The sequence below is a fragment of the Pseudobutyrivibrio sp. 49 genome, from assembly GCF_900100545.1.
Lineage (GTDB): Bacteria > Bacillota > Clostridia > Lachnospirales > Lachnospiraceae > Pseudobutyrivibrio.
Genome location: NZ_FNDP01000016.1, coordinates 1 through 26097, shown reverse-complemented (window position 1 = coordinate 26097; position 26097 = coordinate 1). Strand labels below are relative to the sequence as shown.

Sequence of the window (26097 nt, the reverse complement as noted above, 5' to 3'; positions counted from 1 at the left end):
TAAATCAGCCATCTAATTTTGTAATTTTTTAAAGGCTTGATTAAAAATCAAGCCTTTTCTTATACTCTAGATGACCTTCTACAACCCACTCATGGACGATGGAACGTTCAATTCCAAACTCTTGAGCGACAATCATTTCGTTAACATCATCGTTTTCATTTATGAACTCTTTCACTTTTGGAAAGAGTTCTTTTTTCATGCATTCCTTACATAGGTCATAAGGAGAGTTTACAGGTACACGGCAACCACACTTAGTGCAGTGCTTAACTCTTGGACCTTCTTCATTTAAAAATCCAGAACGTGAACGTGCCATAACTCTCTCCTCCTTATCAGGAAGCCTTATAATCCGATATGTTCCTTAAAGAAATCACCACGCTGCTCGAAGTTCTTGAATACGCCGTAGCTGGCAGCTGCAGGTGAAAGAATAACTGCTGTGCCCTTGCTGGCGTTTTTCTTAACATATTCGCAGGCGTCAGCCAACTCTTCTATGTAGTGCACATGCTCCATAAATTCTGGTGTAGCAACAGCCTGAAGCTTCTCAAGAAGAACCTTTCCACTGTCGTACATAAGGATAATGTGCTCTAAGTTTCTAGTCTGTAAGAATTCTACAAGTGGATCGTAATCGATACCTCTATCCATACCACCTAAGAGAATGGTGCCTGCATTTGGAATTGCCTTAATGGCGCTGATAGCAGATTCTACTGTGGTTGAAATTGAATCATCGTAATAATCGATTCCGTCCTTTGTACCGATGAACTCAAGGCGGTGAGCAAGTGTCTTGAAGCTTGCGAGAGCCTCCATGAATTCCTTATCGCTAATATCGTAGCGACGGCAAACGTCATAAACAAAAGCTGTGTTGAAAAGATTGTGAGTACCACGAAGTGTAACTCCTGGAATCTCCTCAAAGGATGCAAATGGTAAATCTCCTGACTTAACCTTGATAATTGCAGCCTTGCATTCGCCTTGCTTTGGTAAGAAATCTGGGTTGCAGAAAAGGAAATCGCAGTAGCCCTGATTTCTGTAAATGTTCTGCTTTGCGTACCAGTACTTTTCTACTGAACCATAGTGGTCAAGGTGATCCTCATAGAGATTTAAGAGGATAGCTTTTGATGGTGAGTAGTGAGCATACTCCAACTGGTGGCATGAGAGCTCAAACACGATAATAGTACGTGGATGAATCTGGTCTGTGATATCAAAAATAGGAAGGCCAATATTTCCACCGAAAAGAACATCCTTACCACATGTCTTAAGTATATGATATAAAAGTGAAGATGTTGTGGATTTGCCCTTAGTTCCTGTAATTCCTATTGTCTGAGCGCCGTAAACCTGAAGAAACAGGTCTGCCTGACAGGTAATGTGGCACTTATATTCCTTAATATCCTTTGGAAGAACGATTCCTGGACTCTTGAAAACTACATCGTAGTCATCAAGACAATCTAAGTAAGTAGCACCTGTAATAACATTGTGCATAGCTGTAAGATCTGAGCTGACAGCGTTAGCATCTGCAATATCGAGGCACTCATATCCGCCTACGGATGAAATCATTCTAAAGCTTGACTGGCCCTCGCGGCCAAATCCTAAAATTAAAACCTTTTTATTATTAACTAAATTTCTAATTGTTTCCTTCATTTGATAGTGCGTCCTTAATTATATTTTCAAAGAATTCATCTAAAGCATGTTCTGATGAATACTGATTTTTGAATTTTTCGAATGTGATGGCAGGAACTACTGCTGAGTCCTGATAGTGCATCAAAAGTACAGGAAGCTGAAGCTGCTTCTTAGCATACTTGCTGATAGCTTCTGTGATTGCGGCGTTAACCTCGTCACGGCTACCTACACATTCAAATGGCTTCTCTGGTAAGATGCCGCATAGCTTGTCGAAATCCTCCATGAGAGTCTCATCCTCGAAAAGTCTCTTGCCAAAGATGGCATCCAATTCCTCAAGTGTAAGGAATGGAGACAGGATGATATAAACAAACAGGCACTTTGGACAGTGTCCACACCAGATATCCTGCTTGCTACCTACATTACAGCTCTTGAAAATGCCGTGGTACTTCTTGAAACGTGAGAAGAGCATGGCAATCTGAAGCTCAGAAAGTGGGCGCAGGAAGCTAAAGTAGAAAACTCCTGAGCCAATGAAATCTCTCTCATAGCGTCTGAAATCTGCCTCAAACTCGAAGCTCTTTGAATACTGATGATTTACATAGCTGTCTGCAACAGTGGATTCATTGGCACTGCTCTCATTTGAAAGAGCCACGAACTGTAAATCATTAAGATATCCAGCAATAATACTTGAAAATGCAACAAGCGCAGAAAATGGTGTGTGACCATTTAAGAAGCCCTTTGCATTGAGGTCTAACATATTTTTATCAAGAGTACGCTTAGCGTAGATAGTGTGGTCTGTAAGGCCACCCACTTCAACAGTAGCATCTGTAGCACCTCTTGAATTGATAACATAGCAATTAACATCAGCTTTTTCACGAAGAAGCTCGATAGAAACTACTGAATCCTTTCCGCCGCCTACTGGAACCATAACACGTGGCTTCTTGCCAGCTGAGATGCGAGGTCTGTCCTTTGGAGTGATGCATCTAGGCTGCTTTGTTCCTTCGCATTTTACAGTCATGAAATCATCGAAGTCCTCCTCGATACCGTTAGTGTAATAGAATTCCCCAAGTCCGTTGAAGTAAAGCTTCTTCCACCAGCTAATTTGCTCAGCAGAAAGGTTTCTGTCCTTGATAATTACTGTAGGTGGGCAGGCTATCTTCCAATAGCTGACAAGCTCTACCATACCAAGAGAGAACACCATGTCGTCAATAAGGGCTTCATCGATTGATGCTACTTCGTTGATGCGTGGAATGCTCCAGGTAGGATGAAATTCGCTTAGACCATCGATAGAAAAATCAAAGGTCATGCTGATACCTTCGTTATTTAAATCATAAGAATATCCCTGATAAGTGAAGGTAGGATAATCTTCTCTGCATTTTTTATAAAAATCTTGTCTACTCATATAATTCCTTTTAAACAATTGATATTTCTTTTATACTTAAACATAAGGATTATATCACAAAAGTTTTAAATAAAATAGAAAAGTGAGGATTGGGGTAATGCCACACGTTGGGGGCCAGAAGCTTAAGATTATATATGAATATCAAATTCTTATGGAAGAGAGTGACGAACAGCATCAAATCAATGCTGTGGAAATGACTCGCCGCCTTAAAGCAAGGGGAATTCCAGCGGAAAGAAAGACAGTCTATAAGGATATGGATACGCTGATGGATGCTGGTGTGGATGTGGTAAAGGGCGACCATGGTTACTACATTGGCACACGCGTATTTGAGCTGGCTGAATTAAAGCTTCTTGTGGATGCAGTTGGCGCATCAAAGTTTATATCTCAGAAGAAAACCAAAGACCTTGTGGAAAAGTTGACTACCTTGGCAGGCAAGGAGGATGCCGCCCAGCTTCAGCGCCAGGTGGTTGTGCCTGAAAAGGCGACTTCAGCTAATGAAAAGATTTTCTATACAATTGATGTTATTTATCAATGTCTGGATAACGATAAGATGATGTCCTTCAAATATCAGGAATGGACACTGACAAAGGAAATGAAGCCCCGTCATGGAGGAAAGATATATAAGGTAAGCCCAGCTTTCCTTATTAGAAATGATGAGAACTATTATCTTGTAGCTTTTGACGGAGAGAATCAGGAGATACGTCACTATCGTGTGGATAAAATGGTTTCTGCGGAAATGCTTGAGGATTCTAGAGAAGGTATAGAGCAGCGAAATGCCCTGAACCCTCATGAGTACGCCAGACATCATGTCAGCATGTTCGCTGGCGAGGAACGTGCAATCACTATTAGATTTCCGAAGCATTTGGTAGGTGTCACCCTTGATAAATTTGGCACAGGCATAGACCTTCGACCTGATGGAGAAGATTATGTAAAGGCTCGAATCAATGTGGCGGTCAGCCCTCAGCTCTATGGCTGGCTCACTGGTGTTGGGGCAAGTATTTGCTTCCCTGATGAGGAGGCTGAGAAGTATAGGGAATACTTGAAGAGGTTGATTTTATAATCCATTTTAAAATGACAAAGCATATAACTTATTAAATTTCTAGATAATTATATGCTTAAAACAGGCATTTTTAGTTTATCAAGCATATAAAAAAGAAAAAAACTTTCATTTTATATGCTCATACAAGATATTTAGAGACATAAAACTTCTAAAAAAGCATATAATTATTAAAATAATTTGATTATTATATGCTTGGACATCTAAATTAGCCCTTCTCAAAACTAGAAATAGCATATAAAAATGTATTTATACCCTATATTATATGCGTGATGGGAATTATAGTCTTTGTTATATATCAAATATAGCCCCCATCAACTCCGATTATCTGCCCCGTCATGTAGGATGGGGCATTTATTATGCTTAAAACAGTTTGTGCAATCTCCTCAGGCTTGCAGAAACGACCTACTGGAATTTCTTCTGCAAGTTCAGCCTTCTCATCGTCAGAGAGCTGACCATTCATATCTGTATCAACAACACCGCAGGTGATGGCATTTACAGCAACACCATTAGGGGCTAGCTCCTTGGCAAAGGCTTTTGTGAAGGAATTTACACCACCCTTTGAAGCGGAGTAGGCCACCTCGCAGCTGGCACCTACAGAGCCCCACATTGAGCTGATGTTGATGATATCACCAGACTTGCGGCGAATCATAGAAGGTGCGATGGTTTTGCTGGTATAGAAAACAGATGAAAGATTGGTGTTAATAACGTGTTCCCACTCATCCACAGACATACATGTTAGTAATCCGAGGTGAGCCACGCCGGCATTGTTGATAAGTACATCTATCTGCCCAAGCTTTTCTAAAGCATCCTCGCAGGCTGGAATGGTGAATCCATAGTCAGATATATCACCGCAATAGGTGTAAACTTCAACTATGTATTTTTTGCCAAGCTCCTCTGCGAGCGCGTTCAGCATGTCTATATTGCTGTGGCAAAACAGGGCAAGATGATAGCCATTCTTTGCCAGTTCAATGGCGATGGCACGTCCGATACCTCTGCTTGCTCCAGTTATTAAAGCGGTCTTTTTCATGAGAATCTCCTTATTATTTGCTGTACTACGCATTATTAGTATATACAATATATTAAGAAATTATTAATTATCAGATAAATTCTTGAGGTTTTTAAATTCAATTGCTATACTAATTACATAATAAATTAAATTCCATTATTAATCAAAGGAAGAACTGCCATGGTAAATTGCCTTTGGCAATGGGCAGTTCAGGAAATTAAGGGATCCTCCCATAAATGGGTCCCTCCTTAATTTATTAAATATTCGGTAAAGGTGGTACGACATCATGAAAACAACAATCACAGGAAAGAACATCGAATTAACCCAGGGTCTTAAGGAAGCGGTGGAGGAGCGCTTTAAGAAGTTAGACAAGTATTTTAACAAGGATACTGAAGCAATCGTTACATTGGACGTAGAGAAAGGACGTCAGAAAATAGAAGTTACAATCCCTATGAAGGGAAGTTACTTGAGAGCAGAGGAAGTTACTTCTGATATGTATGCTTCAATCGAGGCAGTTACAAACACATTGGAAGCTCAGCTCAAGAAGCACAGAAATAAGATTATCGACAGAAAGCAGTCTGATTCAAGAGCTATTTTCGCTCAGGATTTCATTGAGGAAAAGATAGCGGATGATGATAAGATTCAGATTATCCGTACTAAGAAATTTGATATGAAGCCAATGTATGCTGAGGATGCATGCCTTGAGATGGAAATGCTTGGACATGACTTCTTTATGTTCAGAAATGCTGATACAGATGAAATTAATGTAGTTTATAAGAGAAAGAACGGAGCTTACGGTCTTATAGAGCCAGAGTTCTAAAGTTCGGGATTTAATAAAAAATTTAACAACGAATTTTAACCTCCTGTTGATATAATGCGAGACAATAACATTATAGATATAGGAGGTATTTTTTATGCACAAAACAAGTTTTGGGAAATACTTGAGGTGGTTGAGGAAGGAGTTTAAATTAACGCAACAACAACTGGCGGAAATGGTTGATTGTGCAACAAGTACAATTGCCAGGCTTGAGTCTGGAATGGAATTGCCAAGCCGAAGGATATTCATGAAGCTTAACCGGATATTTGAATCCATTGGTATTATCTATGATGAGCTATGGATGGAAAGTGTATTTGGCTTTAAGGCAGCAAGGAAGGAATTGCTAAACGCCATTAAAAAAGGTCGTGGGGATGAAATCGAAAGAAAGCTGGAAATATTTCGATATTTGATGGAGGAATGCGAAGAGGAGAGTGATGATGAAGAAAAAAGAGAAAACATACAGTATTACGCTTTAGGACATCTAATATCCATAAGGAAAAGAGGTCTTTCTGTCGAGCAGTACTTAGATGAAATGATTCAGACCTTTGAACTTAGACGTAGGATTCCTGATTTTAAAGATATTCCAAACATAAAACTATCTCAGATTGAGTTCCAGCTTCTATATGAAATGGGTGAGGCATATAGAATATTGGGTGATGTTGAGACAGCTGAGATAATATGCAAAGGATTGCTTGCAAATGAAATAGATTCGAGAAGTCCTTTTATTATAGATAAATATTTGGAAACCTCCTTTGCTTTGGCAAGGGTATGTATGACTAAAAATGACTATTCAATGGTTAAGCATTGCCTGGAATATATTTTTAGTAGATATCTTAAGGACAAAGATACAAGGACTTTATATCACTCGCTAATGCTACAATTGGAAGTCTGTGAATCCCTTGGAGATAATAAGGGAGCTGATTTAATTAATAATTTCTTAAAGGCATCAAAAGATCTTGTTAGATATATGGATGTGGTTAAAGTAATGAACGCATAGAATAAATAGTGTCTGCTTATCCCATGGCACTTGTATTTTTTCGAAAAAAATACTATATTAACGCATGGTAAAATAAATTTTTAATATTTGAAAGGTAGTTTTATGGATATAGTAGTTTTGGCTGGTGGATTAAGCTCAGAGAGAGACGTTTCCTTCAAGTCTGGTACAATGGTGGCAAAAGCCCTTAGAAACAGAGGTCATAGAGCATTAGTGCTTGATGTCTTTATGGGATATAAGGATGCAGAATGTGATATCACTGATATTTTTGAGAATAGTGAGGCTAATTCTGTAAAGGTTGCAGATATTCCTACAGAGGCTCCAGACCTTGAGGCTATTAAGGTTAGCCGTCCAGATCAGAGCTCAAGCTTCTTTGGACCAAACGTTATCAAAATCTGTCAGAAGGCTGATGTGGTATTTATGGCTCTTCACGGTGGAGAGGGCGAAAGCGGTAAGGTTCAGGCTGCCTTTGATTTATTTGGAATAAAATACACGGGAAATGACTACGTTTCAAGTGCAATTGCCATGGATAAGCAGATGACAAAGAATGTCATTGAAAAAGCAGGAGTTCCTGTTCCAACAGGCGTTTCACTTAAGAAAGAAAACCGCAAGAAGTTCAAGTTTGATAAGTATCCATGCATCGTTAAGCCAAACTGTGGTGGTTCATCAATCGGTGTTACTATCGTAAATACTCCAGATGAGCTTGATGCGGCCTTGGATGCAGCCTTCAAATGGGAAGATGAAGTTGTAATTGAGCAGTTTATCAAGGGTAGAGAGTTTTCTGATGGTGTTATCGAAGGAAAGGCTCTTCCTATTATCGAGATTGCTCCAAAGCAGGGCTTCTATGATTACAAGAATAAATATGCAGCAGGTTCTGCTGTTGAGACTTGTCCTGCAGAAATCAGTACAAAGGCTACTACCAAGATGCAGCAGTATGCTCAGACAGCCTTCAAGGCACTTGGTCTTACAACATATGCTCGTATCGATTTCATGATGGATGAAAAGGAAAACATTTATTGCCTTGAAGCAAACACACTTCCAGGCATGACACCAACAAGTCTCCTTCCACAGGAAGCAGCTGTAGTTGGCATGAACTTTGAGGATTTGTGTGAGCATCTCATCAAGGTTTCATTAATGAAGTACGCATAGATTAGAGAGAAGATATATGAAAAATATGACATTGGCACATGTTGCTCAGGTGGTTGACGGGCAGCTTATTATGCCAGAGGGCATGGAGGCCCTTCAAAATTCAGAAATACAGGGTGCCGTCAATGACAACCGAAAGGTCGAAAAGGATTTCCTGTTCATCCCAATGGTTGGCGCAAGAGTTGATGGTCACGATTTTATTGAAGATGCTTTTTCAAAGGGAGCTTTAGCAAGCCTCTCAGAAAGAAAGCTTGAAAATGCTTCAGGTCCATACATCATCGTGAAGGATACAAAGCTTGCATTAAAGCAGATTGCTACAAATTACAGAATGCAGCTTGATATTCCTGTTGTAGGTGTTATCGGAAGTGTTGGAAAGACAAGTACAAAGGAAATGCTTGCATCAGTTCTTGGTACAAAGTACAACGTGCTCAAGACTGAGGGCAACTTCAACAACGAGATTGGTCTTCCACTTACTATCTGCAGAATAAAAGATGAGCATCAGGTAGCTGTAGTTGAAATGGGTATCTCAGATTTTGGCGAGATGCATCGCTTGGGAGATATTGCAAAGCCAGATTTTGTTGTAATGACAAATATTGGTCAGTGCCATCTTGAATTCCTTAAGACAAGAGATGGAATCCTGCAGGCAAAGACAGAAGTCTTTGAGCATATGAATAAGAATGGCGCTGTCATTCTCAATGGAGATGACGACAAGCTTATAAATGCAGATACTCTCGGAATCAGAAAGATTTTCTATGGTCTTAATGGACAGGAGGTTAGCGCCAGCGAAGTTACAGCAGATGGCATGACAGGCACTTATGCTTTAATCAATGCCTTCGGAGAAACCTTCGAGGCTAATATTCCACTTCCTGGAACACATAATGTTATGAATGCACTTGCTGCTACAGCAATGGGCAAGGTTCTTGGTCTTACAAATGACGAAATCAAGCGTGGCCTTGAGAAGGCTAGCACAATTGCTGGTCGTAATAACGTTATCGAAGTTAGAGATATTACTATCATTGATGATTGCTACAATGCAAATCCAGTATCTATGAAGGCTTCTATTGAGGTTCTTGGAAAAGCACCAGGACGTTCGATTGCAGTTCTTGGAGATATGGGAGAGCTTGGAGAGGACGAGCGTCAGCTCCATTATGAGATAGGTCAGGCTCTTGAGGATAATCATATCGGATATGTATTTACAGTAGGTGAGCTTTCAGAGGAGATTAATAAATCTCTTAGTCAAAAAAATAGCTCCTGCATGGCACATCACTATACCAATGTAGAAGCTATGTTAGAAGACTTATTACCTATTATTCGCGGTGGTGACACTATATTGGTTAAGGCTTCACACTTTATGAACTTTACCGCTGTTGTAGAAGCAATTAAGAATCGCTTACAGTAATTTTGCATCAGCATCAAGCTGAGTTTTCATTACGCTCTGGATATATGCTCCAGGGCGTTTTTTATTCTCGCCCTCAAGTGCATTTGGATCGATAGGTGGAAGGAAGGTTACGATTACCTTTGCACGCTTGCATCTAGGCATGTGAGCTTCCAAAACCTCTCTTGTGTTTGTGAAGCAAACAGGAACAATAAGACTGTTAGTCTTTGTTGCGACCTTGAGAGAAGCTTCGTGGAATTCAGCCATCTCACCAGTCTTAGAACGTGTTCCTTCTGGGAATACGAACATATTGATGCCAGACTTAATGTACTCCTGAGCTTTTAAAATAAGCTTTAAATCCTGACGAGGATCTGTTCTTGTAAGGAATAAGCAATAGTTTATTACCATCCAGGTGCTGAGAAGAGGAACTTTTTTGATGTCGTCCTTTGCAAGGAAACCTGTGACAGCAGGGCAAAGATGATATCCGATTACTACATCAAAGTAACTCTGATGATTTCCAACAAAAAGAACGGTCTTATCCTTTGGAATGTTTTCTAAGCCGTGTACTTCATATTTCGCACCAGCTAGGAAGGCAACCACACCAAAGGCCCAAGCTACAATTTTATAACCGATAACGTCTTTTGCTCTCTTATTGAATAATCCTAAAATAAAAAGAATTCCCCAAATAGGAATACTGCAAATCAGAAAAATACTGATAAACAAAACCACTATGATAGTTCTTAACATGTGTACCTCCAAGGTTTTTGATAATTTCATTATAAATTAGTCAAACTTAATTATCAAATGAATGAAATGTGATTACTTTGAAGTTTAAATGTAGCTTTAACAAAAGTTATAAAGTGTAACGTTTTCTAGGTCTGACAGACATTTTTTATAATAAATATTCAAAAAACTTGTATAAAATTTTGACAAATTATACAAAAAATGGTAAACTAGATTCAGCAAAATATAAATTGCTAGAACTGCAATATTTATATTGCTAGAAAAGGGGGAGACATCATGGAACGAGAGGACTTCGACAAGGTGCGCGAATCTGTTAGATCGCAATGCGGTAGTAGAGTTGTTATTCAGTTAGACAAGGGTCGTAACAAGGTTGACATTCAGCAAGGTGTTATTCAAGAAGCTTACCCAAGTGTATTTACTATATTAGTTGACGACACCGAGACATGTCCATCACAGTTGTTATCCTTCAGCTATACAGACATAATTACTAAGGAAATTCGCATGAAACTTTGCTAGTTACAATTTCATAATGGCTTCAAATTAGACCTCAGCTTAGGCTGAGGTCATTTTCGTTTTTAGGTTGAAAAGGGTTCCTATAACTTGTATCATAATATAGAGGGATTGTGTAAATTTCTCTATATATTGGGTTTATAAGGTTATTGGAGATAGTGTTTATGAAATATTCAAAAATAGCTAAGGCAGCTTTATGTATAGTGGTATGCGTTGCAGTGCTTGCTTCGGATTCCACAGTTTCCAATGCCGTTCGTTCTATTTCAGAGATTGAAGCTGAGCAGGACGCATTACAGGATGAGATAGATGCCTTAGATGCTGATTTATATAGCTTGGTTAGCCAGATAGCCGAGATTAATGCAGAAATTGATTCTACTGCAGCAGAAATTGAAGATACACAGACAGCATTAGCAGATGCTACAGCAGCCAGGGAAGCTCAGTATGAAGCAATGAAGCTTCGTATCAAATACATGTACGAGACACCACAGGAAAGTCTTTTTGAGATGCTCGTTCAGTCAGGATCGATAACACAGTTTTTAAATCGAGTTGATTACGCTAAGAGTGTTGAGAAATATGATAGAGCTAAGCTTGACCAGTTCATCGCCACACAGGCTGAAATCGAAGAGCTTGCAGCTGCATTAGAGGAAGAAAAGGCTTCCCTCGAATCAGCGAAAAAGGAACTGAAGACTCAGGAATCTGCTCTTGAGGTTATGGTTACTGAGAAGCGCGGCGAGATGGACGATTTGGATGCGGAGCTTAAGGAAGCTAAGGAGATTGCCGCCAGAGAAGCAGCACTTAGAGCTGCCAGAGAAGCTGCCGCCAGAGCTGCAGCTGGTGGAACAAGTGGTGCTGTTAAGACATCAGGAAACTACAATGTTAATGGCGATTTAAATCCAGGTTATACCACAGGAATCAGTGGTTCCAGTGTTGTATCCTATGCAAATCAGTTTGTTGGAAACAGATATGTTTGGGGTGGAACATCCCTTACAGACGGCTGTGATTGCTCAGGTTTTGTACAGGGTGTCCTTGCAAACTTTGGCATTACCTACGGCTCACGTATGACCTCGGGTTCTTTCCGTAGTGTGGGTCAGGAAGTAAGTTATAATTATATGCAGCCGGGAGATATAGTTTGTTACCCAGGTCACGTAGCTTTTTATGCTGGTGGCGGTCTTATTGTAGAGGCTCAGAGTACAGCCACAGGTATTACTAACTACAGACCTGTTACATGTCACTCAATCATTACGATTAGAAGGGTGCTATGATTATTAAAAGGATTGCAAAACTGATAGGTGTTATTTTGTGCGCAGGTGTAGTAGTCTACGCACTTATAAACATGGGAGATGGCAGGGGGCCGTTGGATTATAACGCACACCTGGATGACGCTGCGGTTACCATTGATGATGAAGAGGTTACCTTCAGAGATCTTGCCTTCTACATTCTTTTTGAAGAAAGGAAGGTAGAGGAGCAGGCAAAGGTGTATAATGCTGATTACACAAAAGATTTCTGGAATCTCTACACCAATGAAACCTTTATCCAAAGCGCATCTAAGGATGTAGTTATAGATATGGCCATTCATGACCATCTTTTTTATCGGCTTGCGGTAGCAGAGGGGCTGGATACTCTCTCTGCTGAAGAAGAGACAGACCTTGCTTATGCCATCAATGATTTCTGGGAGGATTTACTTGATGTGCAGTGGGAAAAGCTTCCTTGTGATGAGGAAACTATAAATGAGCAAATTAGAATTGCAGCTATAGCAGAAAAATATCAGAATCACCTCGCTGAAGAAAATGGACCTAGCCAGGCAGCCTATAAATACGATGGCTATAACTATGGTCTTATCAGAGACGAGCATTCTGTTAAAATAAATAAAAAGTTATGGGATAAGTTTGTTCTTGGAGACATTACTCTCAAACATACAAAGATAAATTATATTAATGGTTTGACTGATGAGGACAAGGAAAAGTTTAAAGCAGAGAAGAAAGGTTTACGTAGAAATGCAAAAGATAAATCGCAATGACCCATGCTGGTGTGGCAGTGGTCGTAAGTATAAGCAGTGCCACGAGGCAATGGATAGAAAGATTGAAAGCTTTGCTGTGAAGGGGCACAAGGTTCCAACACATGACATGCTTAAGACACCAGAGCAGGTAGAGAAGATTAGACAGTCAGCAGTTATTAACATGGCTTGTCTCGATGCAGTTGCCGAGGCAATTCATGAAGGCATGAGCACAGCAGAAATTGATAAGATTGTATATGATACCACTACAAAAATGGGTGGTATTCCAGCTCCTCTTAATTATGAGGGCTTCCCATATAGCGTATGTACATCAGTAAATGATCAGGTTTGCCACGGATATCCTTCAAAGGATGTAATTCTTAAAAGCGGTGATATTGTAAATGTAGACTGTTCTACAATTTTAGACGGATATTATTCTGATTCATCAAGAATGTTTATGATTGGTGATGTTGATCCAGAGACAAAGAAACTTGTTGAGGTTACAAAGGAGTGTTGTGATCTTGGACTTGAGCAGGTTAAGCCATGGGGCTTCCTTGGTGATGTAGGTGCTGCTATTTGCAAGCACGCTCACGCTAATGGTTATCAGGTTGTTCGTGAGATTGGCGGACACGGTGTAGGACTTGAGTTCCACGAGGAGCCATGGGTTGGTTACAACACACTTCCTGGCACAGAGCTTCTTTTAGTTCCAGGATTTATGTTTACTATCGAACCAATGATTAACATGGGTACACAGAAGATTAAGACTGATCCTAACAATGGTTGGGAGGTTTCCACACTTGATGGTAAGCCATCTGCTCAGTGGGAGTATCAGGTACTTGTTACAGAGACAGGTTACGAAGTAATTTCATACTAAGGTGAATTGAATATGATGCGATTAGACAAGCTTTTGGTAGAATTAAATATCGGAACAAGGTCTGAGGTTAAGGCTCTTCTTAAGAAGGGCCTTATTTTTGTTGATGGAGAAAAAGCTACAAAACCTGAGACTAAGGTAGATGAAAATACAGTCCTGATTTCATATCAGGGTAAAGAATACACATATAAGAAATTTTCATACTATGTTATCAACAAGCCTAAGGGGGTTATCACCGCTACAGAAGATGCCCATGAGAGAACAATCATGGATGTGTTTTACAGTCAGTGTCCTGATGCACCAAAGGGGCTGGCACCTGTTGGAAGATTAGATAAGGACACTACAGGTCTTTTGCTTATCACTAATGACGGCCAGCTTGCTCACGACATGCTTTCGCCTAAGAAGCATGTGGATAAAACCTATTATGTAGAGTTAGATGATGAATTAACTTCTGAGGATGTGGCAGCTCTGGAGGCGGGAGTTCACATTGGTGAGGGCGAGCCCACAGCACCTGCTACAGTGAAATATGAAGGTGGAAAATCCTGTTATATTACCATTCATGAAGGAAAATTTCACCAGGTAAAAAGGATGTTTTTTGCAGTGGGGAAAACCGTGCTAGAGCTTAAAAGAACGGCATTTGGACCACTGGTACTTGATGAGGAAAAACTACCTGAGGGACACATCAACGAGTTAAAGTGTGAAAGTTTTTCTTGCAAATAGTTTAAACAAGATTTATTATATCTTCAAAGTAGTTTCGCGAACTAAAGTGTTGAAGTGAACGAGAAGTTTCACCGGCGAAAAAGACAGGAGGTATAATTATGAAAAAGAAGGCTTTAAGTTTAGCACTTTGTGCAGCAATGGCAGCTTCTTTATTTGTAGGTTGCGGAAGTGACAAAGCAGCTACAGGTGGAGAATCAGTAGACACATCAGGAGAACTCACATGGAGAATTGGTGGTATTGGACCAATCACAGGTGGTGCTGCTCAGTACGGACAGGGTGTTATGAATGCTATTCAGCTTGCAGTAGATGAAGTTAACGAGGCAGGCGGAATTAATGGCTATAATATTTCTTTCAATTTCCAGGATGACGAGGCTGATCAGCAGAAGTCAGTAAATGCATATAATACTTTGAAGGACTGGGGAATGCAGATTCTCGAAGGAACAGTTACTTCAGGTGCAGGACAGGCAGTATCTGCTGAGACATACGCAGATAGAATGTTTATGCTTACACCATCTGCTTCATCAACAGATGTAACAAGCGGACATGACAATGTATTCCAGGTTTGCTTCTCTGACCCTAACCAGGGAAAGGTTTCTGCAGACTATATTAAGGATAATGAGCTGGCAACAAAGGTGGGCGTAATTTACGATAGCTCAGATCCATATTCATCAGGTGTATATCAGACATTTGCAGCAGAGGCTCAGGCAATTGGACTTGAGATCGTGGCAACAGAAGCTTTCACTGCAGATTCAAAGACTGATTTCACAACACAGCTTCAGAAGTGTAAGGACGCAGAGGCAGATCTTCTTTTCCTTCCTTTCTACTACACAGAAGGATCAATCGTACTTACACAGGCAAACCAAATGGGATATGCTCCAGTAATGTTTGGTGTAGATGGCTTTGATGGACTTCTTTCAGTTGAAAACTTCGATGTAAGCCTTGCAGAAGGTGTATACCTTCTTACACCATTCGCTGCTGACGCAGAGGATGAGGCAACAAAGAACTTTGTTTCTAAGTATGAAGAGCAGTTTGGCGGAACACCTAACCAGTTCGCAGCTGATGCTTACGATGGAGTTTACATCCTTAAGAAGGCTCTTGAGTCAGCAGGTCTTACACCTGAGGCTTCAGCAGAGGAAATCTGCGAGGCACTTATCGCTGAGATCCAGAAGGTATCTTACGATGGACTTACAGGTGAGGGAATGAGCTGGAACGATAAAGGTGAGGTATCAAAGGCACCTAAAGCCGTAATTATCAAAGATGGAGCATATGCTTCAGTAGATTAATTAGCGCATCAATGACGATGCAGGGCTGTTCCAAGATGGGGCAGCTCTGCATCTAATTTTATCTTATACGAAAGAGAGTATTGTAGTTATGGGATTTTTAACCTATTTAATCAATGGATTAAGCCTTGGAAGCGTATATGCAATAATCGCTTTGGGATACACCATGGTTTATGGTATCGCAAAGATGCTTAACTTCGCTCATGGCGACGTTATCATGATTGGCGCATATGTTGTTTTCATGTGCATGGCAAATTCTGGCATGCCTGCTGTACTTTCTATTGTTATTTCGATTGTATGCTGTACAGCACTTGGAATGATTATAGAAAAGATAGCATATAAACCACTTAGAAAGGCAACTAATCTGGCAGTGTTGATTACAGCTATCGGTGTCAGCTATTTCCTTCAGAATATGGCGCTGATGTTGTTTGGTTCAAATCCTGTAAGCTTCACTTCAGTAATCAAGTGGCAGGGAATTTCACTTGCTGGTGGCGCACTTAAAATCACAGGCAATGCAATCATTACCATTATTACATGTGTAGTAATCATGATTGTCCTTATGTGGTTCGTAAAGAACACAAAGCCAGGTCAGGCAATGCGTGCTGTTTCAGAGGATAAGGAAGCAGCAATTCTTATGGGTATCAATGTGAATGCAACCATTTCACTTACCTTTGCAATTGGCTCAGGACTTGCAGCAATCGCAGGTGCACTTCTTTGTTCCTCATATCCATCACTTACTCCTTATACAGGTTCAATGCCAGGTATCAAGGCATTTACAGCTGCTGTATTTGGTGGAATCGGTTCAATTCCAGGAGCACTTATCGGTGGACTTCTTCTTGGAATTATCGAGATTTTAGCAAAAGCATACATCTCCAGCCAGCTGGCAGATGCTATCGTATTTGCGGTATTAATTATTGTACTTTTGGTTAAGCCTACCGGAATTTTAGGCAAGCAAATCAAAGAGAAAGTGTAGGTGGCGACTATGAATTTATACAAGAATTTAAACAAATCTACACAGAAATTATTAGTGACAATCGGTGTTATCGTCGTACTTTACATTGTAATGTCAGTTATGGAAAGCACAGGAAATCTTAGCTCTCTTATGAAGGGACTTCTTGTTCCAGTCTGTGCTTATTCTCTTGTGGCAGTTGGACTTAATCTTTGCGTTGGATATCTTGGAGAGCTTTCTCTTGGACATGCAGGATTTATGTGCGTTGGTGCGTTCTCTTCTGCATTTTTCTCAAGAGTGTTCCAGGAAACCATTCCTGATGTGCCAAGATTTATTCTAGCTCTTGTAATTGGAACAGCAATGGCAGCTCTTTTTGGTTTCTTAATTGCTATTCCAGTTCTTAGACTTCGAGGTGATTATCTTGCAATCGTTACGCTGGCTTTTGGCGAAATTATCAAGAATGTTATCAATGTTATGTACATTGGAAAGGATTCAAAGGGAGTACATTTCTCTATTAAGGATCAGCTTTCTCTCGGAATGGATATTGATGGCAAGATGCTCATCAATGGTCCACAGGGTATTACTGGAACGCCTCGTCAGTCTACATTTACTATTGCAGTATTGTTGCTTATTCTGGCACTTGTTGTTACACACAACTTTGTTAACTCAAGAACTGGTCGTGCAGTAAAGGCTATCCGTGATAATCAGATTGCAGCGGAGACAGTAGGACTTCCTGTTACAAAGTACAAGCTTGTGGCATTTACTATTTCAGCGGCGATAGCGGGACTTGGTGGAGTGCTTTATGCTCACAACATCAATTCTCTTACAGCTACAACCAACAACTTTGGTTATAACATGTCCATCATGATACTGGTTTATGTAGTACTTGGTGGAATCGGAAATTTCTCAGGCTCGGTTATTGCAGCAGTTGTTCTGACAATGCTCCCTGAGCTTTTAAGAGGACTTTCAACTTACAGAATGCTTATTTACTCAATTGTGCTGATTGTTCTGATGCTCTTTAACTGGGCACCAGCTATCCTTAAGTGGAGAGATGATCACGGTCTTACAACAGCAGCTATACTTGGCAAATTTAAGAAGAAGGAGGTGCAGTAATGAGCTTACTTGAAGTTACAAATTTAGGCATTTCCTTCGGAGGACTTAGAGCTGTTGATGAGTTTAATCTTTCTATCGAGCAGGGAGAGCTTTATGGATTGATAGGACCTAACGGAGCAGGTAAGACTACAGTTTTCAATATGCTTACCGGAATCTATAAACCTACAGATGGAATGATTTATCTGGATGGTAAGAATGTCACAGGTAAGAAAACAGCAGACATTAACAAGGCTGGTGTAGCTCGTACCTTCCAAAATATTCGTCTTTTCGGAGACCAGAGTGTACTTGATAATGTAAAAATCGGATTACACAATTCCTTTGAATATGGCACCGCAACAGGTATTTTCAGACTTCCAAAGTATTTTGCCACAGAGAAGGAAATGGATAAAAAGGCACTGGAGATTCTTTCAGTATTTGGACTTGATTCTTCGGCTGATATTCTCGCCTCTAATCTTCCTTATGGAAAACAGCGAGAGCTTGAAATTGCAAGAGCCTTAGCTACTAATCCAAAGCTTCTTCTATTGGATGAGCCTGCAGCAGGTATGAATCCAAATGAAACGCGTGATTTGATGAACACAATCGCTCTCATCAGAAAAGAATTTGGCGTGACAATTCTTCTTATTGAACATGATATGAAGCTAGTTTCAGGAATCTGTGAGAAGCTTACGGTATTAAACTTCGGGCGCGTGCTTGCGCAGGGAAAGACCAGCGATGTGTTAAATGACCCTGAAGTTATTAAGGCTTATTTAGGAGAGTAATATGTTAGAAGTAAAAGACTTAATCGTAAATTATGGAGTTATCCAAGCTCTAAAGGGCATCTCCTTTGAGGTTAACGAAGGGGAGGTCATTGCGCTCATCGGTGCAAACGGCGCCGGCAAGACCACCACTCTTCAGACAATCTCTGGTATGCTTCAGCCAACTTCAGGACAGGTGCTCCTTGAAGGCGTTGATATCACAAAGATTCCAGGACACAAAATAGTATCTATGGGAATGGCTCATGTGCCTGAAGGACGAAGAGTTTTCCCAGGATTAACAGTGCTTGAAAACTTGAAAATGGGAGCATATACTAGAAGTAACAAGAAGGAAATCGCGGATGCTTTTGAGCGTGTATACGAAAGTTTTCCACGTTTGAAGGAGCGCCAGAATCAGTTGGCAGGTACCCTTTCAGGAGGTGAGCAGCAGATGCTTGCTATGGGCCGAGCTCTTATGAGTCAGCCACGCATTATCCTTATGGATGAGCCTTCAATGGGTCTTTCTCCTATCTACGTTGAGGAGATTTTCAATATCATCCAGGAGATTTCCAAGGCAGGCACCACAGTACTCTTGGTAGAGCAGAATGCAAAGAAGGCACTTGCTATTGCAGACAGAGCGTATGTATTGGAGACGGGGAATATCGTTTTGTCGGGAGATGCTAAAACTCTTATGAATGATGATTCTATCAAGAAGGCATACTTGGGAGAATAAGCATTTCTTGCTTAGCGTAGGAAATGCGTAAATATGGGGGAGGTTTTCACATGTCAGAGGACAAGAAGCTAGTTATTTCGATTGCACGTAGTTATGGTTCGGGAGGTCTTACACTTGCGAAGAAGCTTGGCAAGGAGCTAGGTCTTCCAGTTTATGACAGAGAGATTCTTCGAATGGCATCAGACCAAAGTGGAATCAACGAGGAGCTTTTCGGCGAGGTTGATGAGCATGTCAGAAAGATTTTCCTTTCTGCCAAGGCACATTACAAGGGACTTCCTTTAAGTCCAGAGTATGCAGCCTTCACCTCAGATGACAATTTGTTTGAGCTTCAGGCAGATGTTATCAAGCGAATCGCCAACACTCAGAGCTGTATTATAGTAGGCCGCTGTGCAGATTATATTTTGAAGGACAGAGCCTATGTGCTTTCGCTTTTCTTCTATGCATCAGAGGAGGATTGCCTCACTCGTTTGCGCAGACAGGTAAGTGGAACAGATGCAGAGCTTTTGAAGCGTATGCATGATATTGATAAGCACCGTGCTGATTACTACAAGTATTACACAGGTCGTGATTGGAACGATGCCAGAAACTACGACTTCTGTCTGGATACTGGAGTTATGGACTATGACAGACTGATTGAAGTTGTGAAATCTTATATTGAGATTAAGAATAGAGAAATCTAGATAAGTATTGGGCTGGAGAAATCCAGCCCTTATTTTATGTAGATATTTATCGAAGATTATATATAATGATATAAGATTGTAAATGTTCATATATGAGAGGAACAGAAGAATAATGAATCTTAAAGTTTTAAAAACATTAGAGTACGACAAAATAATAGAGCGACTTGCCGAGAAGGCTACCTGTGAGTCAGGTAAGCTTCGCTGTAAGCAGCTCCTTCCAATAAATGACATCGAAGAGATTAAGGTGATGCAGCAGGAGACAGCCTGCGCCTTTAATCGTTTGGTAAAGTTTTCGGATGTAAGTGTAAGCGGCACTACAGATTTACGTCCTTCACTTGCCAGATTGGAGCTTGGTTCTTCTCTCAGTATTGAGGAGATTCTTGCGGTAGCAAATGTCCTTGAGGTTACAAAGCGAGTTGCTAAGTATGGCAGCCAGATGGAGGAGGAAGATGCCCTGTCCTTCTACTTCAATGGTCTTTCTCCAGAGGTGAAGATTCTAAACGAGATTAGAAGATGCATCATTGATGAGGAGACTATTGCAGATGATGCCAGCACAGCTCTTTTTGACATCAGAAAGGGAATGCAGCGCACTAACGAGAAGATTAAAAGCGTAATGAATTCTATGCTTAACAACAGCACTACAAGAGGCTACCTTCAGGAACCAGTAGTTACAGTTCGTGGTGGACGTTTCTGTCTCCCAGTTCGTGCTGATTACAAATCAAGAGTTCCAGGTATGGTTCACGACCAGTCTTCTACAGGAAGTACCTTCTTTATTGAGCCAATGCAGGCTGTTGATTTGAACAACGAGATGCGTGAGCTTCAGGTACGTGAGCAGGATGAGATAGAGAGAATCCTTGCTATTCTCTCTAATCAGATTGCAGAGGCTTCAGAGGGAATCATCCGTAATTACGAATTACTTACAGAGATTGATTTCATTCTTGCAAAGGGACGTTACGCAATCGAGCTCAATGCCAGCAGCCCTGAGTTTAATGAGGATGGAATCATAAACCTTCGTGGGGCAAGACATCCACTTCTTGATCCTAAGAAGGTTGTTGCTACAGATATAAAGCTGGGAGAGGATTATAATCTTCTTCTTGTTACAGGACCTAATACTGGTGGTAAGACTGTATCACTTAAGACTTGTGGTCTGCTTACACTTATGGCTCAGGCAGGTCTTCACATTCCTGCAAAGGACAGAAGCCAGATAGCAGTATTCGATGATGTTTATGCAGATATCGGTGACGAGCAGTCTATCGAGCAGTCACTTTCCACATTCTCATCTCACATGGTTAACATTGTCCACATTTTAGAGGCAATCAATGGTGGAAGCTATTCCAAGGAGACTGAGAAGCTTATAGCTGAGAATAAGAAGGATTTTGTCTACTCAAAGGTAATACACGGAACAAAGGAGGAGCAGAAGGTTCCTCAGTTCCTTATTCTTATCGATGAGCTTTGTGCTGGTACTGATCCTAAGGAAGGTGCAGCTCTGGCGCAGTCTATCTTAGACAGACTTCACGTTTTAGATGTTAGAACTATGGCTACCACTCACTATAGTGAGCTTAAGGTATATGCTCTTTCAACAGAGGGAGTGGAAAATGCTTCCTGTGAATTTTCACTGGAGACTCTTAGCCCAACATATCATTTGATTATTGGTGTTCCAGGAAAGTCTAACGCTTTTGCAATTTCTTCAAAGCTTGGAATTCCTGCTGATTTAATTGAGGATGCGCAAGGTAGACTTTCAGAGGACGATAAGTCATTTGAAGATTTGATGGTAGATTTGGAGCAGAAGCGTCATCAGGTAGAGGAGGACGCAGCAGAGGCAGCAGCTGCTCTTAAGGAAGCAGAGGCTAAGCTTGCCAATGCAATAGCAAAGGAAGAAAAGATTAAGGCACAGCGCGAGGAGCTTATTCGTCAGGCTCATGAGGATGCAGCAGCTATCCTTCAGGAGGCAAAAGATATTGCTGATGAAGCCATTCGTGACTTTAATAAATTTGGTAAGGGTGGCGGAAATATTTCTGCCATGGAAGCAAAGCGTCAGGCTCTGGGTCAGGGTGTAAATAAATCAAAGAGCAAGGCTAAGGAAAAGCAGGAGGTTCAGGAGAACAACAACATACCTACAAATCTTCATGTGGGAGATAAGGTAAAGGTTCTTTCTATGAATCTTACAGGAAATGTTTGCACAGCTCCTAATTCAAAGGGTGATGTGACAGTACAGATGGGTATCATGAAGTCCACAGTGAATATTAAGGACCTTGTGCTTATCGAGGAAGATGATAAGTTTGTTCCAAAGAAGGGTACAAGAGTTAAGAATATGACTTACGGTGGATTCAATAAGGCAGCATCCATCTCTCCAGAGATTAATCTTCTTGGATGCACAGTTGATGAAGGTATTGCGAAGCTTGAGAAGTATCTTGATGATGCCTATATCAGTCACCTTACTTCAGTACGTGTAGTACACGGCAAAGGAACAGGTGCCCTTCGAGCAGGCGTGCAGCAGTATCTTCGCAAGTGCAAGAACGTAGCGGAGTTCCATCTCGGTGAGTTTGGAGAGGGTGATGCTGGCGTTACTATTGTTACATTTAAGTAGTGTGACACTTGTGTGATAAAAGACATGGTATTATTTCTCCTGAAAAGAGTTAAGAAAACAAAAAAGCTGACCGATAGAATAGTCAGTAAGAAAATTTTTAGGAGGAGTTTGAAAATGGCAATTGGCGAAATCATTAAGTGCGCAACATTGGAGGAAGTTTTTAGAAAGGCTTTTGAGCTTAACAGAGTGGGGATTAAAACTGAGTTTATCTCAAGCAATGAGCTTAGAGTTGTTGCTGTAAATGCAGTATAAAAATATCGCACATTGAGCTATCTGGAACGAAAGTTTCAGATAGCTTTTTTTTGTCTGAAAAAAATTTTTACAAAAAAGGTGTTGACATACTTTGCCTGTCGTAGTATATTTACTTCAACACATGGAGTACTTCATCTGTCGTAGTACGTCAGGTAAAGTACGATAGACATAGTACGACAGATAAAGGAGGTTAATATGGGCGAAATCAGTAGTGACGTAATCCGTGGCTACAACGACACCATGATTCTTAGCATTCTGATAAAAGAGCCATCCTATGGTTATGAAATATCAAAGCAGATAAAACAAATCACCGAGGAGAAATACATAATCAAGGAGACCACACTTTATTCGGCATTCACCCGAATGGAGAAAAACGGATACATAGAATCCTTCGTTGCGGACCCAGATCCAGAGGGGAACGGAAAGAAAAGAACTTATTACAGAGTCACAGATTCAGGTAAAGATTTTTACCGGGAGAAATGTGAAGAGTGGGAACTAACAAAAGAAGTTGTTGAACGGTTTATTGAAAAACAGGATTAGGAGAAGATAGGAGAACATATATGGAAACAATAAAAAACTATTTGGAGACAATGTTCGCAAATATGCCAAATACTCCAGAGGTTAAGAAAGCTAAGGCTGAGTTGCTTTCAATGATGGAAGATAAATTTAATGAGATGATTGCTGATGGGGTAAATGAAAATCAGGCAGTTGGAACAGTCATTGCAGAGTTCGGAAATCTTGATGAGCTTGCAGAAGATCTTGGACTTACTAAGGAACTTAAAGAGACTCACGAGAGAGAAGAATCAAAGCCACGTCGTTTCCTTCGTATGGAAGAAATTGAGGACTACTTAAATGTCATGAAGGGAAATGGATTATTAATCGGTATCGGCGTGCTACTTTGCATCACATCAGTTACATGGCCAATCCTTTTTGAATTCCTTCTTAGAGGAGAGGTAGGAGATGGTCTTGGTGTAACAGGAATGTTTATCAGCATCGCTGTAGCAGTTGCATTATTTGTATTCGCAGGTATCAGAGGAAATGATTGGAAATTCTTAGATAAAGAGCTTTGCCAGATTGATATGTCAACAGCTGATATGGTAAAGGCAAAGAAAAAGGCTTTCAAGGTTCCACACGCAGTAATGATTGCAGTAGCTATTATGCTCTTTATTCTTTGGATTCCTACAGCAGCAATTGATATTGATATCGTTTCTAATTGCTTATTCTACTTCGTAGGTGCAGGTGTTTGCATGATTATCTATGCTACTACAGTAATGGGAAGCTATGAAAAGGTTTTAAAGCTTAATGATTCAAAAACAATCAGTGGTAATTATGGAAAGGATGAGGATGATATCGTGTATGTAAATAAATTTGCAGAAGGCGTTATGGAAGTTTACTGGCCAACAGTTACTTGCTTATATCTGATTATTAGTTTCATTACTATGGATTGGCATATCACATGGCTTATTTGGGTGATTGGTGCAATCTTACGTAGATTATTAAATGTTGTATTGGCAGCGGAGGAGGATTAAGAATGGAAAACAAGAAATGGACTAAGAAGTATTTAGTTATAATTTGGTTGATTACATTAATTGTTGTGATAGCAGCTATGTGGGGACACATTGTGAACTTTGGTGGTCTTAGCTGGTTCAGTGACGGCTGGCACAACGGAAATTCAGATACAAAGACTTATGATTTCTCAAATGAAAAGGTAACCGATATTGTTATTGATATGAGTGCAGCTGATATTAATATCAAGTATGGCACAGGTCTTTCAGTAGATGCTACTTTCCCAGAAAAGTATGAGCCTACAGTTGAGCTTAAAGGTGGAAAGCTTACAATCATCCAGAAAGAAAGTGCTAAGCATATGAAGAGCCTAGATGGTTACAAGCTTGATATAGTTGTTCCAAACAACACAAAATTAGACATTCTTAAGATTGACATCGCAGCAGGAGATATTGATATCAAGGATATTCAGGCAGATGATTTTGATATTGATGCAAACGCAGGTGACATTGATATAAATGATGTAACAGCCGAGAAGTTTGATATTGATGCAAATGCAGGTGACATCGATGTAAAGAATGCGACAGCAGAAAAAATTAGTATTGATGCAAATGCAGGTGATCTCAATCTTATGGATTCTACAGCCAAGTCTGCTGAGGTTAGTGCAAATGCAGGCGATATTGATATCACAGGTACATACGACAAGATTGATTGTGAATGTGATTTTGGTGATGTAGATATTGATGCTCCTAATACAGATAGAAAGAATATTGATGTTGATTGCTCATTTGGCAGCGTCAATGTTAACAGCAAATAAAATAATATCGTAATATCATCATATAGTAATATCGTAATACAGCGAGGCACTTTAATCATAGGTGCCTCGTTTTTTATGGAAAAATTTGCTGTGACACTTGTGTGATAAATCACATGATATTATTACATCAGAAAAAGGGAAAAGGTAAAAAACAGGGGAACGAAAAAGGTATTAGGAGGACAAAGAAATGAGTTTTGAAAAGTTTGTAAAAGGAATGATGAGTTTAAGTCTTGTAACAATAATCGGAATGTTATTGTACACAGGAATTGCAAATGATACTGCAGAGGTAACAACTGGACATTATGCTCCAGAGGTAACAGCAGCAGAGGTTAACAATACAGTTGCTACAGAGTATTGCATGCCAGATTACAAAACATATGAGAGCAAGGATGGATGGACAGTAGAATACAATTCAGAGGTTTTTGAAGTAGAAGAAGGAAATGATTTTGTTGGGTTTGATTATGTTGGCGATTGCTCAGGAAGATGCATGGTAACAGTTTCAGTACTTACAGGTATGACTCAGGAAGAAGCTAGAGATTCTTTAGTTGCTATGTGGGATGGTAAGGTTACAACTCATGAGGGTCCATTTTCAATGGATGAAAAGTTTGCTTACTGGGTATGTATGGAATCTGAGGTAGGAGAGGGCTTAGGTTTATACGATACAGCAATCGTCGTTGAACATAATGGTAAGACACTCTTATTCGAATGTGTTGAATACATGGGTGTTGATGAAGAAGTAGATATGATGGTTAGTGATGAGCTTGCAATGATTATTGACTCAGTAGAGTTTAATTAATAGATAAAAGGATTGTTCTCTATAATATTTTTCATTATAGTTCTCCTTTAAAAATGAGCGGGGCATAAAAGCCTCGCTCATACCTTGTTTGCGCGCCATGGGCGCGCTCTAATGGGTGAAAGTCCCGAACATGCCCAGATAGTGGGAAGTGTATAGCCGAACAGCAAGGGTGTCCATTGTGAGGTGGAATCTGAAGGAAGCTGTAAGCAAATCTCCGGTCCGACGGACAGAAATCACATATAAGGCTAGGCTACGAGAGATAAGTTGGCAAGGAACAACGAAGTCTAATAACTATCACATTTGTAGTAGCAGAGTAAATGTGGCGGATATATGGAGAGAAAGAGCGTGCACCTTAAGCGTGGAGGTCTCACAGAGGTTTCATTAGCCTAGTAACAACGAACTGTGAGAAGTCA

27 protein-coding genes are annotated in these 26097 nt (G+C 40.3%); 22 read left to right on the top strand and 5 right to left on the bottom strand.

The features are described from left to right. Nucleotides 1-40: 40 nt before the first annotated feature. Genes BLP54_RS12080 through BLP54_RS12070 form a run of 3 tightly spaced genes read right to left on the bottom strand, consistent with a single transcriptional unit; the run spans nt 41 to nt 3007 of the window. Nucleotides 41-313, bottom strand: a complete 273-nt coding sequence (locus tag BLP54_RS12080; protein WP_090170014.1) for a hypothetical protein — start codon at nt 311-313, stop codon at nt 41-43. A 26-nt stretch (nt 314-339) separates the two neighbouring features. Continuing rightward, nucleotides 340-1629 (bottom strand): UDP-N-acetylmuramoyl-L-alanine--D-glutamate ligase, encoded by a 1290-nt coding sequence (gene murD / locus BLP54_RS12075; RefSeq protein WP_090170012.1) that lies wholly within the window; start codon nt 1627-1629, stop codon nt 340-342. Continuing rightward, complete coding sequence (locus BLP54_RS12070; RefSeq protein ID WP_090170010.1) at nt 1613-3007, bottom strand: MurL-like N-terminal domain-containing; 1395 nt, start codon at nt 3005-3007, stop codon at nt 1613-1615. Before BLP54_RS12070 ends, murD begins: the two co-directional genes overlap by 17 nt. 97 nt (nt 3008-3104) lie before the next feature. Between BLP54_RS12070 and BLP54_RS12065 the strand changes: the two genes are divergently transcribed. Continuing rightward, the gene (locus tag BLP54_RS12065) at nt 3105-4067 is read left to right on the top strand and encodes a helix-turn-helix transcriptional regulator (RefSeq protein ID WP_090170009.1); all 963 of its coding nucleotides are present in this window, start codon (nt 3105-3107) and stop codon (nt 4065-4067) included. Nucleotides 4068-4362: 295 nt separating this feature from the next. On the opposite strand, the gene ymfI is transcribed toward BLP54_RS12065, so the two are convergent. Further along, entirely contained in the window at nt 4363-5094 is a 732-nt protein-coding gene (gene ymfI / locus BLP54_RS12060) for an elongation factor P 5-aminopentanone reductase (protein WP_090170007.1), read from the bottom strand. Between the two features lie 265 nt (nt 5095-5359). Between ymfI and hpf the strand changes: the two genes are divergently transcribed. From hpf to BLP54_RS12040, 4 genes are all read left to right on the top strand, one after another. Continuing rightward, the gene (gene hpf, locus BLP54_RS12055) at nt 5360-5893 is read left to right on the top strand and encodes a ribosome hibernation-promoting factor, HPF/YfiA family (protein WP_090170004.1); all 534 of its coding nucleotides are present in this window, start codon (nt 5360-5362) and stop codon (nt 5891-5893) included. A 94-nt stretch (nt 5894-5987) separates the two neighbouring features. Continuing rightward, nucleotides 5988-6887 (top strand): helix-turn-helix transcriptional regulator, encoded by a 900-nt coding sequence (locus BLP54_RS12050; RefSeq protein WP_090170002.1) that lies wholly within the window; start codon nt 5988-5990, stop codon nt 6885-6887. A 102-nt stretch (nt 6888-6989) separates the two neighbouring features. Further along, nucleotides 6990-8033 carry a D-alanine--D-alanine ligase family protein gene (locus tag BLP54_RS12045; RefSeq protein ID WP_090170000.1) on the top strand — a complete coding sequence of 348 codons (1044 nt, stop codon included), beginning with the start codon at nt 6990-6992 and terminating at the stop codon, nt 8031-8033. 16 nt (nt 8034-8049) lie between these two features. Beyond that, complete coding sequence (locus BLP54_RS12040; RefSeq protein ID WP_090169998.1) at nt 8050-9429, top strand: UDP-N-acetylmuramoyl-tripeptide--D-alanyl-D-alanine ligase; 1380 nt, start codon at nt 8050-8052, stop codon at nt 9427-9429. On the opposite strand, the gene BLP54_RS12035 is transcribed toward BLP54_RS12040, so the two are convergent. Next, the gene (locus BLP54_RS12035; RefSeq protein ID WP_176754549.1) at nt 9421-10152 is read right to left on the bottom strand and encodes a lysophospholipid acyltransferase family protein; all 732 of its coding nucleotides are present in this window, start codon (nt 10150-10152) and stop codon (nt 9421-9423) included. The two genes, BLP54_RS12040 and BLP54_RS12035, sit on opposite strands and share 9 nt — an antisense overlap. A 273-nt stretch (nt 10153-10425) precedes the next feature. Here BLP54_RS12035 and BLP54_RS12030 point away from each other — a divergent pair, with 273 nt between their 5' ends. The 17 genes from BLP54_RS12030 to BLP54_RS11955 all read left to right on the top strand — a co-directional run bounded on the left by BLP54_RS12030 (nt 10426) and on the right by BLP54_RS11955 (nt 25684). Next, complete coding sequence (locus BLP54_RS12030; protein ID WP_015548439.1) at nt 10426-10665, top strand: Veg family protein; 240 nt, start codon at nt 10426-10428, stop codon at nt 10663-10665. Between the two features lie 158 nt (nt 10666-10823). Continuing rightward, nucleotides 10824-11921, top strand: coding sequence for a coiled-coil domain-containing protein (locus BLP54_RS12025; RefSeq protein ID WP_090169993.1), 1098 nt, complete (start codon nt 10824-10826; stop codon nt 11919-11921). Continuing rightward, on the top strand, nt 11918-12676 hold the full coding sequence (locus BLP54_RS12020; RefSeq protein WP_090169990.1) for a hypothetical protein: 759 nt from the start codon (nt 11918-11920) through the stop codon (nt 12674-12676). The genes BLP54_RS12025 and BLP54_RS12020 overlap by 4 nt, the downstream gene beginning before the upstream one ends. Continuing rightward, a complete protein-coding gene (locus BLP54_RS12015; protein ID WP_090169988.1) occupies nt 12654-13526 on the top strand; it encodes a methionyl aminopeptidase in 873 nt (290 codons plus the stop codon). Before BLP54_RS12020 ends, BLP54_RS12015 begins: the two co-directional genes overlap by 23 nt. 12 nt (nt 13527-13538) lie before the next feature. Continuing rightward, on the top strand, nt 13539-14243 hold the full coding sequence (locus tag BLP54_RS12010) for a pseudouridine synthase (RefSeq protein ID WP_090169986.1): 705 nt from the start codon (nt 13539-13541) through the stop codon (nt 14241-14243). Between the two features lie 98 nt (nt 14244-14341). After that, nucleotides 14342-15526, top strand: coding sequence for an ABC transporter substrate-binding protein (locus BLP54_RS12005; RefSeq protein ID WP_090169984.1), 1185 nt, complete (start codon nt 14342-14344; stop codon nt 15524-15526). An 88-nt stretch (nt 15527-15614) separates the two neighbouring features. Next, nucleotides 15615-16496 carry a branched-chain amino acid ABC transporter permease gene (locus BLP54_RS12000; protein ID WP_090169982.1) on the top strand — a complete coding sequence of 294 codons (882 nt, stop codon included), beginning with the start codon at nt 15615-15617 and terminating at the stop codon, nt 16494-16496. 9 nt (nt 16497-16505) lie between these two features. Next, the gene (locus BLP54_RS11995; RefSeq protein ID WP_090169980.1) at nt 16506-17585 is read left to right on the top strand and encodes a branched-chain amino acid ABC transporter permease; all 1080 of its coding nucleotides are present in this window, start codon (nt 16506-16508) and stop codon (nt 17583-17585) included. Continuing rightward, nucleotides 17585-18343 (top strand): ABC transporter ATP-binding protein, encoded by a 759-nt coding sequence (locus tag BLP54_RS11990; RefSeq protein WP_090169978.1) that lies wholly within the window; start codon nt 17585-17587, stop codon nt 18341-18343. The genes BLP54_RS11995 and BLP54_RS11990 overlap by 1 nt, the downstream gene beginning before the upstream one ends. A gap of 1 nt (nt 18344) precedes the next feature. Then, nucleotides 18345-19049, top strand: coding sequence for an ABC transporter ATP-binding protein (locus BLP54_RS11985; protein WP_090169976.1), 705 nt, complete (start codon nt 18345-18347; stop codon nt 19047-19049). A gap of 50 nt (nt 19050-19099) precedes the next feature. Then, on the top strand, nt 19100-19729 hold the full coding sequence (locus BLP54_RS11980) for a cytidylate kinase-like family protein (RefSeq protein WP_090169974.1): 630 nt from the start codon (nt 19100-19102) through the stop codon (nt 19727-19729). Nucleotides 19730-19841: 112 nt separating this feature from the next. Next, entirely contained in the window at nt 19842-22316 is a 2475-nt protein-coding gene (locus BLP54_RS11975; protein ID WP_090169972.1) for an endonuclease MutS2, read from the top strand. 114 nt (nt 22317-22430) lie between these two features. Further along, nucleotides 22431-22568: a hypothetical protein gene (locus BLP54_RS15890; protein WP_176754548.1), complete on the top strand. Its 138-nt coding sequence runs from the start codon at nt 22431-22433 to the stop codon at nt 22566-22568. Between the two features lie 195 nt (nt 22569-22763). Then, entirely contained in the window at nt 22764-23108 is a 345-nt protein-coding gene (locus BLP54_RS11970; protein ID WP_072915130.1) for a PadR family transcriptional regulator, read from the top strand. 20 nt (nt 23109-23128) lie between these two features. Then, nucleotides 23129-24097: a permease prefix domain 1-containing protein gene (locus BLP54_RS11965; RefSeq protein ID WP_090169969.1), complete on the top strand. Its 969-nt coding sequence runs from the start codon at nt 23129-23131 to the stop codon at nt 24095-24097. Nucleotides 24098-24099: 2 nt separating this feature from the next. After that, nucleotides 24100-24888, top strand: a complete 789-nt coding sequence (locus BLP54_RS11960; protein WP_090169966.1) for a DUF4097 family beta strand repeat-containing protein — start codon at nt 24100-24102, stop codon at nt 24886-24888. Between the two features lie 187 nt (nt 24889-25075). Beyond that, the gene (locus BLP54_RS11955; protein ID WP_090169963.1) at nt 25076-25684 is read left to right on the top strand and encodes a hypothetical protein; all 609 of its coding nucleotides are present in this window, start codon (nt 25076-25078) and stop codon (nt 25682-25684) included. The last annotated feature ends 413 nt before the right edge of the window (nt 25685-26097 follow it).

What these genes read in the sequence shown, in the direction of transcription:
- BLP54_RS12015 (WP_090169988.1), top strand. Translation starts at nt 12,654, where the DNA reads ATGCAAAAGATAAATCGCAATGACCCATGCTGGTGTGGCAGTGGTCGT.
- BLP54_RS12005 (WP_090169984.1), top strand. Translation starts at nt 14,342, where the DNA reads ATGAAAAAGAAGGCTTTAAGTTTAGCACTTTGTGCAGCAATGGCAGCT.
- BLP54_RS11990 (WP_090169978.1), top strand. Translation starts at nt 17,585, where the DNA reads ATGAGCTTACTTGAAGTTACAAATTTAGGCATTTCCTTCGGAGGACTT.
- BLP54_RS11955 (WP_090169963.1), top strand. Translation starts at nt 25,076, where the DNA reads ATGAGTTTTGAAAAGTTTGTAAAAGGAATGATGAGTTTAAGTCTTGTA.
- BLP54_RS12045 (WP_090170000.1), top strand. Translation starts at nt 6,990, where the DNA reads ATGGATATAGTAGTTTTGGCTGGTGGATTAAGCTCAGAGAGAGACGTT.
- ymfI (WP_090170007.1), bottom strand. Translation starts at nt 5,094, where the DNA reads ATGAAAAAGACCGCTTTAATAACTGGAGCAAGCAGAGGTATCGGACGT.
- BLP54_RS11970 (WP_072915130.1), top strand. Translation starts at nt 22,764, where the DNA reads ATGGGCGAAATCAGTAGTGACGTAATCCGTGGCTACAACGACACCATG.
- BLP54_RS12035 (WP_176754549.1), bottom strand. Translation starts at nt 10,152, where the DNA reads ATGTTAAGAACTATCATAGTGGTTTTGTTTATCAGTATTTTTCTGATT.
- BLP54_RS12070 (WP_090170010.1), bottom strand. Translation starts at nt 3,007, where the DNA reads ATGAGTAGACAAGATTTTTATAAAAAATGCAGAGAAGATTATCCTACC.
- BLP54_RS11985 (WP_090169976.1), top strand. Translation starts at nt 18,345, where the DNA reads ATGTTAGAAGTAAAAGACTTAATCGTAAATTATGGAGTTATCCAAGCT.
- BLP54_RS12020 (WP_090169990.1), top strand. Translation starts at nt 11,918, where the DNA reads ATGATTATTAAAAGGATTGCAAAACTGATAGGTGTTATTTTGTGCGCA.
- BLP54_RS12010 (WP_090169986.1), top strand. Translation starts at nt 13,539, where the DNA reads ATGATGCGATTAGACAAGCTTTTGGTAGAATTAAATATCGGAACAAGG.
- BLP54_RS11975 (WP_090169972.1), top strand. Translation starts at nt 19,842, where the DNA reads ATGAATCTTAAAGTTTTAAAAACATTAGAGTACGACAAAATAATAGAG.
- hpf (WP_090170004.1), top strand. Translation starts at nt 5,360, where the DNA reads ATGAAAACAACAATCACAGGAAAGAACATCGAATTAACCCAGGGTCTT.
- BLP54_RS11965 (WP_090169969.1), top strand. Translation starts at nt 23,129, where the DNA reads ATGGAAACAATAAAAAACTATTTGGAGACAATGTTCGCAAATATGCCA.
- BLP54_RS15890 (WP_176754548.1), top strand. Translation starts at nt 22,431, where the DNA reads ATGGCAATTGGCGAAATCATTAAGTGCGCAACATTGGAGGAAGTTTTT.
- BLP54_RS11995 (WP_090169980.1), top strand. Translation starts at nt 16,506, where the DNA reads ATGAATTTATACAAGAATTTAAACAAATCTACACAGAAATTATTAGTG.
- BLP54_RS12065 (WP_090170009.1), top strand. Translation starts at nt 3,105, where the DNA reads ATGCCACACGTTGGGGGCCAGAAGCTTAAGATTATATATGAATATCAA.
- BLP54_RS12025 (WP_090169993.1), top strand. Translation starts at nt 10,824, where the DNA reads ATGAAATATTCAAAAATAGCTAAGGCAGCTTTATGTATAGTGGTATGC.
- BLP54_RS12000 (WP_090169982.1), top strand. Translation starts at nt 15,615, where the DNA reads ATGGGATTTTTAACCTATTTAATCAATGGATTAAGCCTTGGAAGCGTA.
- BLP54_RS12050 (WP_090170002.1), top strand. Translation starts at nt 5,988, where the DNA reads ATGCACAAAACAAGTTTTGGGAAATACTTGAGGTGGTTGAGGAAGGAG.
- BLP54_RS12040 (WP_090169998.1), top strand. Translation starts at nt 8,050, where the DNA reads ATGAAAAATATGACATTGGCACATGTTGCTCAGGTGGTTGACGGGCAG.
- BLP54_RS11960 (WP_090169966.1), top strand. Translation starts at nt 24,100, where the DNA reads ATGGAAAACAAGAAATGGACTAAGAAGTATTTAGTTATAATTTGGTTG.
- BLP54_RS12080 (WP_090170014.1), bottom strand. Translation starts at nt 313, where the DNA reads ATGGCACGTTCACGTTCTGGATTTTTAAATGAAGAAGGTCCAAGAGTT.
- murD (WP_090170012.1), bottom strand. Translation starts at nt 1,629, where the DNA reads ATGAAGGAAACAATTAGAAATTTAGTTAATAATAAAAAGGTTTTAATT.
- BLP54_RS12030 (WP_015548439.1), top strand. Translation starts at nt 10,426, where the DNA reads ATGGAACGAGAGGACTTCGACAAGGTGCGCGAATCTGTTAGATCGCAA.
- BLP54_RS11980 (WP_090169974.1), top strand. Translation starts at nt 19,100, where the DNA reads ATGTCAGAGGACAAGAAGCTAGTTATTTCGATTGCACGTAGTTATGGT.